Origin of the sequence: Pseudonocardia acidicola, assembly GCF_012911935.1 — a bacterium.
In the GTDB taxonomy this organism is placed as follows: domain Bacteria; phylum Actinomycetota; class Actinomycetes; order Mycobacteriales; family Pseudonocardiaceae; genus Pseudonocardia; species Pseudonocardia acidicola.
Window position 1 is genome coordinate 104,304 of the sequence record NZ_JAAXLA010000008.1, and the last position, 13,623, is coordinate 117,926.

The 13,623-nt window shown below is 73.0% G+C and carries 14 protein-coding genes; 6 read left to right on the forward strand and 8 right to left on the reverse strand.

Translation table 11 applies throughout. The features are described 5' to 3' along the window. Positions 1 to 5 precede the first annotated feature (5 nt). The gene (locus tag HF526_RS06795; RefSeq protein WP_169380408.1) at positions 6 to 977 is read right to left on the reverse strand and encodes an NADPH:quinone reductase; all 972 of its coding nucleotides are present in this window, start codon (positions 975 to 977) and stop codon (positions 6 to 8) included. Between the two features lie 12 nt (positions 978 to 989). Continuing rightward, entirely contained in the window at positions 990 to 1,439 is a 450-nt protein-coding gene (locus HF526_RS06800) for a DUF488 domain-containing protein (RefSeq protein ID WP_169380409.1), read from the reverse strand. Positions 1,440 to 1,619: 180 nt separating this feature from the next. Between HF526_RS06800 and HF526_RS06805 the strand changes: the two genes are divergently transcribed. Next, on the forward strand, positions 1,620 to 1,937 hold the full coding sequence (locus HF526_RS06805; protein WP_169380410.1) for a carboxymuconolactone decarboxylase family protein: 318 nt from the start codon (positions 1,620 to 1,622) through the stop codon (positions 1,935 to 1,937). A gap of 192 nt (positions 1,938 to 2,129) precedes the next feature. Here HF526_RS06805 and betA read toward each other — a convergent pair whose 3' ends face one another. After that, positions 2,130 to 3,803: a choline dehydrogenase gene (gene betA / locus HF526_RS06810; protein WP_169380411.1), complete on the reverse strand. Its 1,674-nt coding sequence runs from the start codon at positions 3,801 to 3,803 to the stop codon at positions 2,130 to 2,132. Between the two features lie 219 nt (positions 3,804 to 4,022). Here betA and HF526_RS06815 point away from each other — a divergent pair, with 219 nt between their 5' ends. Further along, on the forward strand, positions 4,023 to 5,345 hold the full coding sequence (locus HF526_RS06815; protein ID WP_169380412.1) for a lipopolysaccharide biosynthesis protein: 1,323 nt from the start codon (positions 4,023 to 4,025) through the stop codon (positions 5,343 to 5,345). Here HF526_RS06815 and HF526_RS06820 read toward each other — a convergent pair. The 4 genes from HF526_RS06820 to HF526_RS06830 all read right to left on the reverse strand — a co-directional run bounded on the left by HF526_RS06820 (position 5,326) and on the right by HF526_RS06830 (position 8,198). Beyond that, positions 5,326 to 6,132: an SDR family NAD(P)-dependent oxidoreductase gene (locus HF526_RS06820; RefSeq protein WP_338051338.1), complete on the reverse strand. Its 807-nt coding sequence runs from the start codon at positions 6,130 to 6,132 to the stop codon at positions 5,326 to 5,328. The genes HF526_RS06815 and HF526_RS06820 overlap by 20 nt on opposite strands. 61 nt (positions 6,133 to 6,193) lie before the next feature. Then, complete coding sequence (locus HF526_RS35160) at positions 6,194 to 6,358, reverse strand: hypothetical protein (RefSeq protein ID WP_239028393.1); 165 nt, start codon at positions 6,356 to 6,358, stop codon at positions 6,194 to 6,196. Between the two features lie 185 nt (positions 6,359 to 6,543). After that, positions 6,544 to 7,491 carry a phosphoribulokinase gene (locus HF526_RS06825; RefSeq protein ID WP_169380414.1) on the reverse strand — a complete coding sequence of 316 codons (948 nt, stop codon included), beginning with the start codon at positions 7,489 to 7,491 and terminating at the stop codon, positions 6,544 to 6,546. After that, positions 7,491 to 8,198, reverse strand: a complete 708-nt coding sequence (locus tag HF526_RS06830; RefSeq protein WP_169380415.1) for a ribulose-phosphate 3-epimerase — start codon at positions 8,196 to 8,198, stop codon at positions 7,491 to 7,493. Before HF526_RS06830 ends, HF526_RS06825 begins: the two co-directional genes overlap by 1 nt. Positions 8,199 to 8,322: 124 nt before the next feature. Here HF526_RS06830 and HF526_RS06835 point away from each other — a divergent pair, with 124 nt between their 5' ends. The 3 genes from HF526_RS06835 to moaA are packed head-to-tail and all read left to right on the forward strand — an operon-like array spanning position 8,323 to position 11,252. After that, complete coding sequence (locus HF526_RS06835) at positions 8,323 to 8,994, forward strand: response regulator (RefSeq protein ID WP_211176846.1); 672 nt, start codon at positions 8,323 to 8,325, stop codon at positions 8,992 to 8,994. Then, positions 8,994 to 10,175: a GAF domain-containing sensor histidine kinase gene (locus HF526_RS06840; protein ID WP_211176847.1), complete on the forward strand. Its 1,182-nt coding sequence runs from the start codon at positions 8,994 to 8,996 to the stop codon at positions 10,173 to 10,175. Before HF526_RS06835 ends, HF526_RS06840 begins: the two co-directional genes overlap by 1 nt. A gap of 39 nt (positions 10,176 to 10,214) precedes the next feature. Then, positions 10,215 to 11,252: a GTP 3',8-cyclase MoaA gene (gene moaA / locus HF526_RS06845; RefSeq protein WP_169380417.1), complete on the forward strand. Its 1,038-nt coding sequence runs from the start codon at positions 10,215 to 10,217 to the stop codon at positions 11,250 to 11,252. Here the strand turns inward: moaA and HF526_RS06850 are convergent. Then, complete coding sequence (locus HF526_RS06850) at positions 11,237 to 11,923, reverse strand: TetR family transcriptional regulator (RefSeq protein WP_169380418.1); 687 nt, start codon at positions 11,921 to 11,923, stop codon at positions 11,237 to 11,239. The genes moaA and HF526_RS06850 overlap by 16 nt on opposite strands. 181 nt (positions 11,924 to 12,104) lie before the next feature. Between HF526_RS06850 and HF526_RS06855 the strand changes: the two genes are divergently transcribed. Further along, on the forward strand, positions 12,105 to 13,622 hold the full coding sequence (locus tag HF526_RS06855; protein WP_169380419.1) for a flavin-containing monooxygenase: 1,518 nt from the start codon (positions 12,105 to 12,107) through the stop codon (positions 13,620 to 13,622). Position 13,623 lies beyond the last annotated feature (1 nt).

The following is a 13,623-nucleotide window of genomic DNA, read 5'->3' on the forward strand; positions in this document are numbered from 1 at the left end:
ACTCCTCATTGCAGGTAGACGAGCACCTTGCCGCTGATCCCCTTCTCCACGGCCTCGTGCGCCTCCGCGATCTGGTCGAGGGTGAACCGGTGCACCGGCAGCTCGGTGAGCACCAGCTCGGTCAGCGCGACGGTGATCGTGCGGACCGCCGCCCGCAGCGCCGGGCGCGGCACCCCGTACAGCAGCACGAACCGCATGTCCACGTTGTGGTTCATGCAGTCGCGGACCCGGATGGTGACCTCCGGCTCCGGCGACGAGTACGTGACGATCCGGGTGTTCGGGCCGGACAGGGCGAGGTCCAGCTGCAGGTTCGCGCTCAGTGCGACCTCGACGACCCGGTCGACGAGCGGCGCGAACGCCTGGATCTGCTCGAGCACGTCCGGTGCGCGGTAGTCGACGACGGGGTCGGCGCCGGCCGCACGGGCCCGCGCGATCTGGTCCGGTCCGCCCGCCGTGGCCACGACGCGGGCCCCCGTCCACTTCGCCAGCTCGACGGCGAAGTGCCCGACCGCGCCGGCACCGCCCGCGACGAGCACGGTCTGCCCGTCGGGCGGCTCGTCCACCCACAGGCAGCGGTGCGCCGTCATCGCCGGCACCCCGAGCATGGCGCCGAGCTCATCGGACGCGGTCGGGGGCAGGAGCACCGCCTGGTCGTCCGGGACGACGGTCCACTCCGCCGCGGTACCCCAGCGTCGGCCGGCCGCGGCGAACCAGACCCACACCCGCTGGCCGACACGCTTCTCGTCGACGCCCTCCCCCACCGCGTCGATCTCGCCGGCGCCGTCCTGGTGCGGGATCTGGAACTCGTCGATCGGGCGCGGCACCTGACCGCTGCGCGCCTTGACGTCGGTCGGGTTCACCCCCGAGACGTGCACCCGCACCCGGACCTCACCGGGCCCCGGTTCCGGACGCTCGATGTCCACCACCCGCAGCACCTCCCGGGCCGGGCCGGTGTGGTCGTAGACCGCAGCTCGCATTGGCGCCTCTCCTCATCCCCGCGCGCTGGTCGACGGGACCGGCGCCGACTCCCGGATCACGTCCGCGAGCCCCGCCGCCGCACTGATCTCAGGACGCCGGGTCGCGGTGAGCAGGGTCAGCGGGCCGCGCGCCGCCACCTCCTGCAGATGGTGCAGCCTCGCGGACCGGAGCGGGTCCTGCAGCGCGAACCGGTAGCGGCGGGCGAACTCGTCGAACCGGTCCGGGCCGTGGCCGTACCAGCGGCGCAGCTGCGTGGACGGGGCGGCCTCCGGGCACCACTCGTCGATCGCGGCCCGGTGCCTGCGCGGCCCCCGCGGCCACAGGCGGTCGATCAGAACCCGGGTGCCGTCATGGGGGTCCGTGGGGTCGTGGACGCGGCGCACCCGGACGTCCGGCCGGACCGCGACCGGGGTCTGGACGTCCGGCCGCTCTGGGCCGCTGCCGCTGCTCGGGGTGTTCATCGCGGCAAGCCTGGTCGCGGGGCAGACCCGACTTCTTCGGCCTGACGGCGCGACCAGCCGCGATTCCCGCTGACCTGTCGGGCGGAGGGCGCTCCCCGGGTCCCGCGCGCCGGCGGGCGCCGGCTCCGCGGGTCCGGTACGAACATTCCCGCTAGCACCCCGGTCACGAAAGGCGACGACATGACCGAGCACGTCTCACCGCGCGACGCGGCGCGCGCTTTCACCCCGCAGCTCAGCGACCTGGTCGACAGCCCACTGTTCGACACGGTGTGGGCGGACCCGACCCTGAGCCCGCGCGACCGCAGCATCGCGACCGTGGCGGCGCTCGTCGTCCTCCACCGGCCCGAGCAGCTGCCGGCCCACCTGCAACGGGCCCGGGCCAACGGGGTGACCCGCGACGAGCTCGCCGCGCTCATCACCCATCTCGCGTTCTACGGCGGCTTCCCGGCCGCCATCTCGGCGTCCGCGATCGCCCAGGAGACCCTCGGCGAGGAGTGAGACCGTGCACGCGGTGGGCCCGGCGCTCCGCGCACTCAGGTGGTGCACGACGGCCGGGCCTCAGGTCCGGGCTGTGATCAGCGTTCGGGGTCCTGCACCACCGCGCCATCCTCCGGCTGGCCCCCTCCGGCCACGGAGCGACGACTCAGGCGGGAAGGGCCGCCGCGACCGCGCCGGCCGCCCCACGCAGCACTAGCCGGCGACGTCGATCGGGCCGGGGACCCGGTGGCGGTGGAACTCGACGCCCGCGGGCGGCAGCAGGGTGTTGCCGAGGATGAGGTCCGCGGACTTCTCGGCGATCATCAGCACCGGCGCGCACGTGTTCGCGTTGGTGATGGCGGGCATGACCGAGGCGTCGACCACGCGCAGGCCCTCGACGCCGTGCACCCGCATCGTCGCCGGGTCGACCACGGCCTGTTCGCCGACGCCCATCGGGGCGCTGCCGCAGTAGTGCATCGCCGAGACGGCGTGGTCCGCGACCCAGTCCAGGACCTGCTCGTCGGTGCGGACCCCGGGCCCCGGCGCCGCCTCACCGCCGTCGAACGGGGCGAAGGCCGGCTGCCCGAGGATGTCGCGGCCGACCCGGATCGCCTCGACCCATTCCCGCCGGTCCCTTTCGGTCGACAGGTAGTTGAACCGAATGGCCGGACGCTGCGCAGGGTTGGCGGAAACGATGCGCACCGAACCACGCGAGTCGGATCCGACGGGGCCGACATGGGCCTGATATCCGTGCCGGTCGACCGGCGAGCTGGGATAGCTGCGCACCGCGATCGGGAGGAATTGGAACATGAGATTCGGGTAGGCCACCTCGTCGTTGCTGCGGACGAACCCACCCGCCTCGAAATGGTTCGTGACGCCGGGCCCGGAACGCAGGAACAGCCACTGGAAGCCGATCCACGGCCCGTTGCGCAACTCCGCGGTCGGGCCGAGCGACACCGGCTGGGTGCAACTGTGCTGGATCGTGACCTCGAGGTGGTCCTGCAGGTTCTCCCCCACCCCGGGCAGATGCGCCACGACCGGCACGCCGAGCGAACTGAGTCGGTCGGCGTCACCGACGCCGGAGACCTGCAGGATGTGCGGGGTCTTGACGGCTCCGCTGCTCAGGATCACCTCACCGGCCCGCACGAGCCGGGCCCGCCCGCGCCGGGGCGCGTACTCCACGCCCACCGCGCGGGTGCCCTCGAAGACGACCCGGCTGACGGTCGCCCCGGACTGCACCTCGAGGTTGCGCCGGTGCCGCACGGGGTGCAGGTAGGCGCGCGCCGCGGACATCCGGCGGCCGCGGCGGATGTTGCGGTCGAAGGTGCCGAAGCCCTCCTGCCGGTACCCGTTGACGTCGTCGGTGGTGGGATAGCCGGCCTGCCGGGCCGCCTCGAGGAACGCCCGGAACAGCGGGTTCGCCGCCCGCCCCCGGTCCAGCTGGACCGGGCCGTCGGTCCCGCGGAAGCCCGCCGACCCCCCGGGGGCGGCCTCCAATCGCCGGAAGTACGGCAGGCAGTGGGCGTAGTCCCAGTCCTGCATGCCGGGACCCGCAGCCCAGCGCTCGTAGTCCATCGGGTTGCCCCGCTGGAAGATCATTCCGTTGATGCTGCTGGTACCCCCGAGCAGCTTCCCGGCCGGCAACTTGATCCGCCTGCCGTGCAGGTGAGGCTCGGGCTCGGTGACGTAGCGATGGTCGTAGAGCGCGTTGTCCATCGGGAACGCCAACGCGGCCGGCATGTGGACGAGCACGTCCCAGATGTGGTCCGGCCGCCCGGCCTCGAGGACGAGGACACGGTTCGCCGGATCGGCGCTCAGCCGGTTCGCAAGCACGCACCCGGCCGATCCACCGCCCACGATGACGAAGTCGTAGCGCGGCGTGCCCATCGTGTTCCCCCTGTTCGGCGACGGTTACCACCAGCGGCACGGAAGGTTATCGGAACACTCGACAGGCAGCGGTGGACCATCGCAGAAAAGGCGTCCACAACACGGCTACGTGAACGGCAAATAGACTGCGACAAAACGCCTAATTCGACCGGCTGCCGGCGAATGCGGGAATGGCGCCGGTCGAACGGGAGCGGTATCGCCGGATGCGATGATCCCGGCGTGAGCGTGGATCGCGACACCATCCGGGTCGAGTCACCACCGAGTGCCGAGCCCGCCGCCACCGGCCGCGGCGACGGGCTGGCGCTGGCGCTGTCGTCGGTCATCGGCTCGCTGGCCGGGTTCGTGAGCTGGCTGATCGTCGCCCGGGTGATGCCGCTGGCCGACGTGGGCCGCGCGTCGGCGTTCGTCTCGGCGTTCATCCTGGTCGCCAGCTGCGCACAACTACACGTGGGCGTCGGGTTGCTGCGCTGGCTGCCCGCGGCCGGCCGGCACTCCGGTGTGCTGCTCGCCCGCACGCTCGCCGTGCTGGTGCCCCTGAGCGTCGTCGCCGGCCTGGGCTACGCCACGTTCACCCCGGCTCTGGGCGAGATCGCGCTGGGCCGGGCACCGGCGGCGGGTACCTCGCTGCTGGGGGCCGTCGTGTTCGGGCTGGCCGCGGTGGGCTGGTGCCTGTTCGTGCTGCAGGACTTCGTCCTGGTCGGGATCGGCCGCGCCTGGTGGACCCCGATCCGCAACGCCGGGTTCGCGGTGGTGCGCGTCGGGCTGGTCCTCGCGCTCGGGACGGCGGGACTCGGCGCGACCGGTGTGGTGCTGTCCTGGCTGGCGCCGATCGCGCTGTGGGCGGTGGCCGGTGCCGCGGTGATCGCCGTGCAGGTCGTGCGGGTGTCGCGCCGCGCGACCGCGGGCGCCCTGCCCAGCCGTGCGGAGGTCGTCGGGTTCATCGGCCCGACCGCGGTCGCGCACATCGGCGTCGCGCTGCTGTTCAACCAGGTCCCGCTGCTGGTCACGCTGCGCTTCGGACCCGAGCCCGGCGCCGCGTTCTTCATCGCCTGGCAGGCGATCATCGTGGTCGACACCGCCGCCACCTTCTTCACCAGCTCGCTGTCCGCGCAGATCGCGCGCGAGCCGGACCGCGCGAGCGCCCTGGGGGCCGCAGCGGGGCGCCGGATGTTCGGCCTGTTCCTGCCCGCCCTCGCCATCGGTGTGCTGGTGGCCGGCCCGATTCTGTCGATCTTCGGTCCGGCCTATGCCGAGGCCACCGGCGTGCTGCGCCTGCTGTTGATCGGGCTGGCCTTCCGGCTCGTGGTGCTTCACGAACTGGGCATCCGGCAGGCCGTGGGCCGGGCCATGAGCTACGCCCGGTTGCAGCTGGTCAGCTCGATGCTGGTGCTCGTGCCGGTGATGGTGCTGCCGGTCCACCGGGGGCCCGTCGGCACGGTTCTGACCCCGGTCGCGCTGGCCTACATCCTGGTGCAGCTGGCCTGCGCGGCGGCGGTGCTCGCGCCCGCCGTGGCACGCCGGCTCAGCGGCGTGCCACGCTGACCGCAGGCGGCCGCGACGTCCGGCCACGTCCGGCCAGCCGGGCCAGCGCGCGCAGCGACCGGCGCGGCAGCTCGAGCACGCCGACGACCGACGCGTAGACCCAGCCCGGGGTGCTCAGCGACCGGCCGCGCCGCAGATCGGCGAGGCAGGCGTCGACCACCTCGTCGGGGTCCTGCCAGAGCGGCGAGCCCTCCCTGCCGACCGGCCGCCCCGTGCGCACGTGCTTGTCCGTGCGCACGCGCCCGGGGCACAACGCGAGGGCGGCCACCCCGGTGCCGGTCAGCGACGCCGCGACGGTGTCGGTGAACGCCAGCACCCACGCCTTGCTCGCCGCGTACGCCGAGCCGCGCGGGGGAAGGTACCCCGCGAAGCTGGCCACGTTGATCACCGCGCCGCGGCCGCGGCCGATCATGCCGGGGACCGCGGCGTGGGTCAGGCTCAGCACGGCGGTCACGTTGACCGCGATCTCGGTCTGCAGCTCTCCCAGGCGGGCCTGGGCGAACTCGGTGCAGGTCTCGACCGCGGCGTTGTTCACCAGCACGTCGACCGGGGACAGGTCCGGGTCGGTCAACCGCCGCTCGACCCGCGCCCGCGCGGCCGGATCGGCGAGATCGGCGGCCAGCACCTCGACCCTCACCCCGAACGCCGCGCGGTGCCCGGCCGCCGCGGCCTCCAGGCGGTCCCGGTTCCGGGCGACCAGAACGAGATCATGGCCCTCCGCGCCGAGGCGCCGGGCGAACGCGGCACCGAGGCCGGTGCTCGCCCCTGTGATCAGCGCTGTGGGCACGGCCGGGACGCTAGCCCGGTGTCCCTGAAGCGACCCTGAGAACGCACGCCACGGGCCCGGCTCAGCGTTGCTTCCCGGGGTCCACCCACACCCCGCGGGAGACCATGAGCTCGATCTGGCGCTCGATGACCTGCTCGCGGAACTCCGCGTGGGTGTACGGGGCGCGCTCGGCGTAGAGGTTCTTCGGGTAGACCGGCCGGTGACGTGGTCGAGGCTCGACAGCCACGACGCCGCCGCGAACAGCTGCGCGATGTGCTCGAGATTGCGCCCGATGTCGCCACGGGTGCGGATCCCCCGCACCGTGGGGATGAGACCGACCGCGGTGTACGGCTCCGGCATCACCGGAGTGTGGCACCGTCGCGGGCGCTCCGCCCTGCCGCCCGGCGATCCGCCGGCCCCCTGCTCCGGGGACTATCGCGCGGCGCAGAGCAGGTGGTAGAGGAGCATCAGCTGGGTGATCGCGAGCGGCTCGCTGCGCAGCTCGGAGGTGATGCGGCCCAGGCAGTCCGGCGCGCCGGGCCCCGACTCGCCCAGTGACGACCAGATGCGCTGCTCCACCGCGGTGCTGTCCGCGCGCGCGGCGTAGCCGTGGGCGTGCAGCACGTCGACCGGGCGTCCGTCGGTGTCCCGGCCGAGCCTCAGGTGCATCGCCCGGTTGATCCCTGGCGCGAGCACCTCACTGAGGTCGGGGTGCGGGACGGTCGGGCGCAGCGTGAGCTCGGCCGACAACGGTGTCCCCGGTGGGTCGACGCGGCCCGGGATCGGCGCGAACCGCACGACGATGTCGGCGTGCGCGCGCTGCGGGCGGATGTAGGCCTCGGATTCGGGTTCCCGCAGGTCCAGCTCGGCGCGCACCTGCTCGGGGGTGTAGCCGCGCTTGCGCGTGTCCCGGGAGGTCTTCCACTCCCGCCGGATCTCCTCGGGCGGGTCCACGAACACCGTCACGTCGAAGCACGCCCGGGCCAGTTTGGTGTAGAGCGGGAACAGGCCCTCGACGATCACGAAGTCGTTGGGCTCCACCAGCACCGGGCGGGTGAGCTCGCCCGTCGTGTGGTCGTAGACCGGTTTGAGGATCGGCTGCCCCGTCGCGAGCAGCTGCAGGTGCTGCTCCATGATCTCGATGTAGTTGCACTGCGGGTGCAGCGCCGTGAACGGCAGCTCCCGGCGCTCCCGGCGGTCGTAGCGGTGGTAGTCGTCGGTGCACAGCGAGACGCACCGCTCCGGGCCGAGCGCCTCGACCAGGCCAGCGGTCAGCGTCGTCTTGCCCGCCGCGCTGTCACCCGCGATGGCCAGCAGCACCGGGCGGTCGCCGTGGTGGCGGCGCTTCTCCCTGGCGATCCGCACGGTCTTTCCCGGCATCAGCCGGCGCCCACGGGCAGCCGGAGGTCTCGCGCGGCGGCCGCGGCGCCGCGCAGCTCCGCGACCCGGTCGGCCATCGTGCCCGGCCCGTACAGCAGGCCCGGCCCGGCGCAGAACACGTCGGCCCCGGCGGCCGCGGCCGCACCGATGGTGACCGGGTCGATCCCGCCGTCGACCTCCAGCGCGACGTCGAGGCCGCGGCGGTCGATCTCCGCCCGGGCAGCGGTGATCGTGGACTGCACGGACGCCAGGTAGGGCTGCCCGCCGGGCCCCGGGTCGGCCGTCATGATCAGCAGCAGGTCGATCATGTCGAGCACGTGGTCGACGGCGCACAGCGGCGTGGCCGGGCCGAGCGCGACCCCGACCCGCGCGCCCAGCTCGGCGACGGCGAACAGGGTCCGGTGCAGGTGCCGGTGCGCCTCCGCGTGCACGATGACGATCGAGCACCCCGCGCAGGCCCAGTCCGCCAGCACCGGATCCGGGTCGTCGACCATCAGGTGCACCTCGAAGTCGAGGTCGACCCGTCCCCGGGCCGCGGCCACCAGCTCCGGCCCGAAGGCCGGGTGGGGCCCGGATCGGCCGTCCTGCACGTCCCAGTGGACGCGGTCCACGCCGCTGCGCTCCAGCTCGAGCAGCAGGCCTCCGAGATCATGGACGTCCGTGGACAGCACCGACGCGACCAGCGTCGGCTCCTGGTAGCCAGGCATCGCACCTCCTCCGGGCCGGGGATTGCGACGCTAGGCCGGGCCACCTGCACCCGACCCCCCGCAGCGGGGGGAACGCGGGGGGAAATCCTGGAGCGCCCGGTCGTCCCGCGCTTACTGTGCGGCCATGACGAGTGGTGTGGCGCCAGGGCCCCTGCGCATCGTGCTGGTCGACGACCACGAGATGGTGTTGCAGGGGCTCAAGGCGATGCTGGCCCCGTTCCGCGGCCGGGTCCGCGTCGTGGGCGAGGCGATCGGTGCGGACGACGCGGTCGGCGTCGTCGCCGGGCTGACCCCCGACATCGTGCTGTGCGACGTCCGCATGCAGGGGGCCAGCGGGCTCGACCTGTGCCGGTCACTGCGCGAGCGCGATCCCGGAGTCAAGGTCGTACTGCTCAGTGTCTACGACGACGAGCAGTACCTGTTCCAGGCGCTGCGCGCCGGCGCCTCCGGCTACCTGCTCAAGCGCATCGGCGGCGAGGAGCTGGTCCGCCAGCTCGAGCTCGCGCACACCGGTGTCACGGTGATCGACACCGCGCTGGCCGGGCGGGCCGTCGACACCGCCGCGCGGCTGCAGAGCGACGAGTTCTGGCCCGGTGCCCGGCATGGGCTCACCCACCGCGAGAGCGAGGTGCTGTCGCTGATGGTCACCGGGCTGTCGAACCGGGGCATCGCCACCCGCCTGGTGGTCAGCGACGAGACGGTGAAGAGTCACCTGCGATCGATCTACCGCAAGCTCGCGGTGAAGGACCGCACCGGTGCCGTGGCCACCGCGCTGCGCGAGGGGATCTTCCAATGATGGCCGGCCCGCTGCTCGGACTCGCCGATCTGGAGCGGGAGAACGCGCTGCTGCTGAGCATCATCGAGGCCGTCTCCACCGGGCCCACGGTGGAGACGCTGGCCGCCGCCGTCGCCCGGCTGATCGTGGACGCCACCGCGACCGATGTGTGCTTCGTGCACGTCCTCGACGACGCCGAACGCTCACTGACCCTGACCGGTGCCACCCCACCCTTCGACCAGCAGGTCGGCCGGATCCGGCTGCCGCTGGGCACCGGGGTGACCGGGTGGGTGGCCAGCCACCACGAGCCCGCGGTGATCGTCGAGCACAAGGAGGCCGACCCGCGGTACGTGCCGTTCCCCGCGCTGCGCGGCACCGAGTTCACCTCGATGGTCTCGGTGCCGATGGCCAGCGACCTCGCCGGGCTGGTGGGGGTGCTCAACGTGCACACGGCGGCCCGCCGCGAGTTCACCGACCGCGACGTGCGGCTGCTCGTGGGCATCGGCCGGCTGGTGGCCGGGGCGCTGCACCAGGCACGGGTGCACCGCAGGCTCGCCGCCCGCGAGCGCGCCCACGAGCAGTTCACCGAGCAGGTCATCGCCGCCCAGGAGACCGAGCGGCGGCGGCTGGCCGGGGACATCCACGACGGCATCTCGCAGCGGCTCGTCACGCTCTCCTACCACCTCGACGCCGCTGGGCAGACGCTGCACGACGAGCCGGGCTACGCCGCGGAACAGCTCGGGCTGGCCCGCGGGCTGGTGGACCTGACCCTCGACGAGGCGCGCGCGGCGATCGGCGGGTTGCGCCCACCCGTGCTCGACGATCTCGGTCTGGCCGGCGGGCTGGCCAGCCTGGCCCGCTCGGTGCCCGGCCTCGAGGTGGTCCTCGACCTGGCCGACCGGCGGCTGCCCGAGCATCTGGAGATCGCGCTCTACCGCATCGCCCAGGAGTGCCTGCAGAACGTCGTCAAGCACGCTGCTGCCCGCAGCGCACAGGTGAGCTTCGCGGTCCGCCGCGGGCACGCCCGCCTCGAGGTCGCCGACGACGGGGCCGGCTTCGACACCGGCGCGACCGGTGAAGGCCCCGGCGGGTACGGGATCCAGAGCATGACCGAGCGGGCGGAGCTCGTCGGCGGGTCGCTGACCATCGCCTCCCGGCCGGGGTGTGGAACCACCGTGACGGCACGCGTGCCGATCGGTTGACGCGGGGCCTTCCAGGGCCGGGAGGGCCTAGGCTGCGGTATGGCGAACACACCGGGGGACGCGGTCGGGCCGGCGATCCGCGACCGCCGCGCCCGGCCCTTGCGTGACCTGCGGATATCGGTCACCGACCGCTGCAACTTCCGCTGCGGCTACTGCATGCCGCGCGAGGTCTTCGGCCCCGGCCACGCGTTCCTGCCGCGCAGCGAGCTGCTGTCCTACGAAGAACTCGGGCGGCTGGTACGGGTCTTCGCCGACCTCGGCGTCAGCAAGGTCCGGCTCACCGGCGGTGAGCCGCTGCTGCGCCGCGACCTCGACGCCCTGGTGTCGCTCGTCGCGTCGACACCGGGCATCACGGACGTCGCGCTGACCACCAACGGCTCGCTGCTCGCCGTCCACGCGCAGCGGCTGCGCGACGCGGGACTGCACCGCGTGACGGTCAGCCTGGACAGCCTCGACCCGGCCGTGTTCGCGGCCATGGGCGACACGAAGGTTCCGCTGTCGAAGGTGCTCGACGGCATCGCCGCGGCCGCCGGCGCCGGGCTGGCGCCGGTCAAGCTCAACACCGTGCTGCGCCGGGGCATGAACGAGGCCGGTCTGCTCGACCTGGTCGAGTTCGCCCGCGACGGCGGCTACGTGCTGCGCTGCATCGAGTACATGGACGTGGGCACGACCAACGGCTGGGGCCCGTCGGAGGTCGTGTCCTCGGCCGAGGTGCTGGGCCGGATCGCCGCGGTGCACCCGGCCGAACCCGTGGCCCCGGGACGCCCCGGCGAGGTCGCCCGGCGCTGGCGTTACCTCGACGGGCGCGGCGAGTTCGGGCTGATCTCGTCGGTGAGCATGCCCTTCTGCAGCACCTGCACCCGGGCCAGGCTCACCGCGGTCGGCGAGCTCTACACCTGCCTGTTCGCCACGCACGGGCGTGACCTGCGCGCCCTGCTCCGCGGTGGCATCGACGACGCCGCGCTGCACGCCGCGATCGCCGCCATCTGGGGCGCTCGCGACGACCGTTACTCCGAACTGCGTGGCGCGGGCACCGCGGACCTCCCGAAACCGGAGATGTCCTACCTGGGCGGCTGACATCCGGCGCGGGCCGGCCCGGCCACACCCGCGCGCCCGAAGCCCGTCCGCAGCACGCGGACCAGCCGGGTGACCGCCTGGGCCGTCGTCGCCGGGTCCGCGTCGGCGAGGCCGAGGAGCGGGTCCAGCCCGGGATGCGTGGGGGCGATGGCCAGGTGCGGCATGAGCATGAGCAGCAACGCGATGAAGACGTCGAGGTCGGCGTCCGGGTCGAGCTGGCCGGCGTCGCGGGCGCTCTCCAGGATGGGCCGGACGACCTCGATGTAGTGCCGGTCGACCACGGTGCGCACCGCCGAGCGCGCGGCCGGGTCGGGTTCGAGGTTGACCGCGGCGGTGAGCGCCCGCTCCACCGGGTGCCCGTCGAAGTAGGCGGTCCAGGCCACGAGCAGCTGCTGCAGCGAGCCGAAGAAGTCCTCGGTCCAGGGCAGGACGACGACGTGCTCGGTCATCGCGGCCCGGATCCGCACGCTGGCCAGCTCGCTGAGGTGCGCGTACAGGTCGCCCTTGTCGGCGAAGTACTGGAAGAGGCTGCCCTTGCTCACCGAGGCGTTGCGCGCGATGACGTTGAGGCTGCCGCCCGAGAACCCGCGCGCGACGAACTCCGCCTCCGCGGCGTCGAGCACGGCCTGGCGACGCGCGGCCGGCAGCCGGTACCACGTCTCGGTCGGCACCGGCACCTCCTCCAGGGCGTCGTCTTCTGTCCCCGATCGAGTCCTGAACGTTGCGCCGGGGACGTGGCGCAGCTTACTGTGACCGCCGGTCATATGACCAGTGGTCATACCCGGTCGGGATGCCGGTACGGTCGCGGTCCACACCCGACGATCCATCCACGTCTCATCGAGGAGAACGGATATGGGCAGCTCGCGAACCCCGCGACAGGTGCGGATCGCCATCATCGGCGCCGGGTTCTCCGGGCTGGGCATGGCGATCCGGCTCCAGCAGGCCGGAATCGGCGGTTTCGAGATCCTCGAGCGCGCGGACGACATCGGCGGCACCTGGCGGGACAACAGCTACCCCGGCTGCGCCGTCGACGTGCAGTCGCACCTGTACTCGTTCTCGTTCGCGCCGAACCCCGAATGGAGTCACACCTACTCGCCGCAGGCCGAGATCTGGGACTACATCAAACGCATCGCGGCCGAGCACGACGTGCTGCGCCACGTCCGCTTCGGCCACGAGGTGACCGGCGGTGAGTGGGACGAGACCACCGGGCGCTGGCTGCTGCACACCACCGCGGGCGACGTCGAGGCCCAGTTCGTGATCTCCGGGATGGGGCCGCTGAGCAACCCGGTCCCGCCGGACATCCCCGGGCTGGACACCTTCGCCGGGCACAGCTTCCACTCCGCACGGTGGGACCACGACCACGACCTGACCGGCGAGCGCGTGGCCGTCATCGGCACCGGGTCGTCCGCCGCGCAGTTCGTGCCGGAGATCGCCCCCGAGGTGGGCAGGCTGCTGGTCTTCCAGCGCACTCCGGGCTGGACGTTCCCGCGGAACAACCGCCGGATCACCGCGGTGGAGCACGCCGCCTACCGGCGCTTCCCGGTGCTGCAGCGGCTGGCGCGCACCCGGCAGTACCTCTACCGCGAGACCATCGCGTTCCTGCTGCAGAGCCCGAAGCGGGTCGGCGTGATCGAGGGGATCTCGCGGCGGCGGTTGCGCAAGCAGGTCGCCGACCCCGAACTGCGCGCCAAGCTCACCCCGGACTACGCGATGGGCTGCAAGCGGATCATCGTCACCGACGACTTCCACCCGGCGCTGACCCGGCCGAACGTCTCGGTCATCACCGAGGCCATCAGCGAGATCCGGCCGCACGCGGTGGTCACCGCCGACGGCACCGAGCACCAGGTCGACACGCTCATCCTCGGCACCGGCTTCCAGGTCATGCCGGTTGCCGACCCGCTGCGCGGCCGCGACGGCGTGCCGCTGGCGCAGCGCTGGTCGACCCGGCGGGAGGCCTACCTCGGCACCACGGTCGCGGGCTACCCCAACTACTTCATGCTGGTCGGCCCCAACACCGCGACCGGCCACACCTCGGTCCTGCTCTACCTCGAGGCGCAGATCGACTACGTCCTGCAGGCGCTGCACCACCTCGACCGCACCGGCACGTCCGCGCTGGACGTGCGCCCGGACGTGCAGGACGCGTTCAACCGCGACCTGGCCGAACGGCTGGCCGGCACCGTGTGGACCGCCGGCGGCTGCCGGAGCTGGTACCTCGACTCCGACGGCGGCACCTCGGCGCTGTGGCCGGGGTACACCTGGCAGTTCCAGAAGGCGCTGCGGCACTTCGAGCCGGCCGACTACCGGTTCGGCACCACGTCCGACCTGGACAGCGTGCACACCACCCGCGACCTCGACCTCGTGAAGGGATGAC

Coding starts and splice junctions, on each gene's coding strand:
- HF526_RS06795 (WP_169380408.1), bottom strand. CDS start 977: ATGCGAGCTGCGGTCTACGACCACACCGGCCCGGCCCGGGAGGTGCTG.
- HF526_RS06800 (WP_169380409.1), bottom strand. CDS start 1,439: ATGAACACCCCGAGCAGCGGCAGCGGCCCAGAGCGGCCGGACGTCCAG.
- HF526_RS06805 (WP_169380410.1), top strand. CDS start 1,620: ATGACCGAGCACGTCTCACCGCGCGACGCGGCGCGCGCTTTCACCCCG.
- betA (WP_169380411.1), bottom strand. CDS start 3,803: ATGGGCACGCCGCGCTACGACTTCGTCATCGTGGGCGGTGGATCGGCC.
- HF526_RS06825 (WP_169380414.1), bottom strand. CDS start 7,491: ATGCCGGGAAAGACCGTGCGGATCGCCAGGGAGAAGCGCCGCCACCAC.
- HF526_RS06830 (WP_169380415.1), bottom strand. CDS start 8,198: ATGCCTGGCTACCAGGAGCCGACGCTGGTCGCGTCGGTGCTGTCCACG.
- HF526_RS06835 (WP_211176846.1), top strand. CDS start 8,323: ATGACGAGTGGTGTGGCGCCAGGGCCCCTGCGCATCGTGCTGGTCGAC.
- HF526_RS06840 (WP_211176847.1), top strand. CDS start 8,994: ATGGCCGGCCCGCTGCTCGGACTCGCCGATCTGGAGCGGGAGAACGCG.
- moaA (WP_169380417.1), top strand. CDS start 10,215: ATGGCGAACACACCGGGGGACGCGGTCGGGCCGGCGATCCGCGACCGC.
- HF526_RS06855 (WP_169380419.1), top strand. CDS start 12,105: ATGGGCAGCTCGCGAACCCCGCGACAGGTGCGGATCGCCATCATCGGC.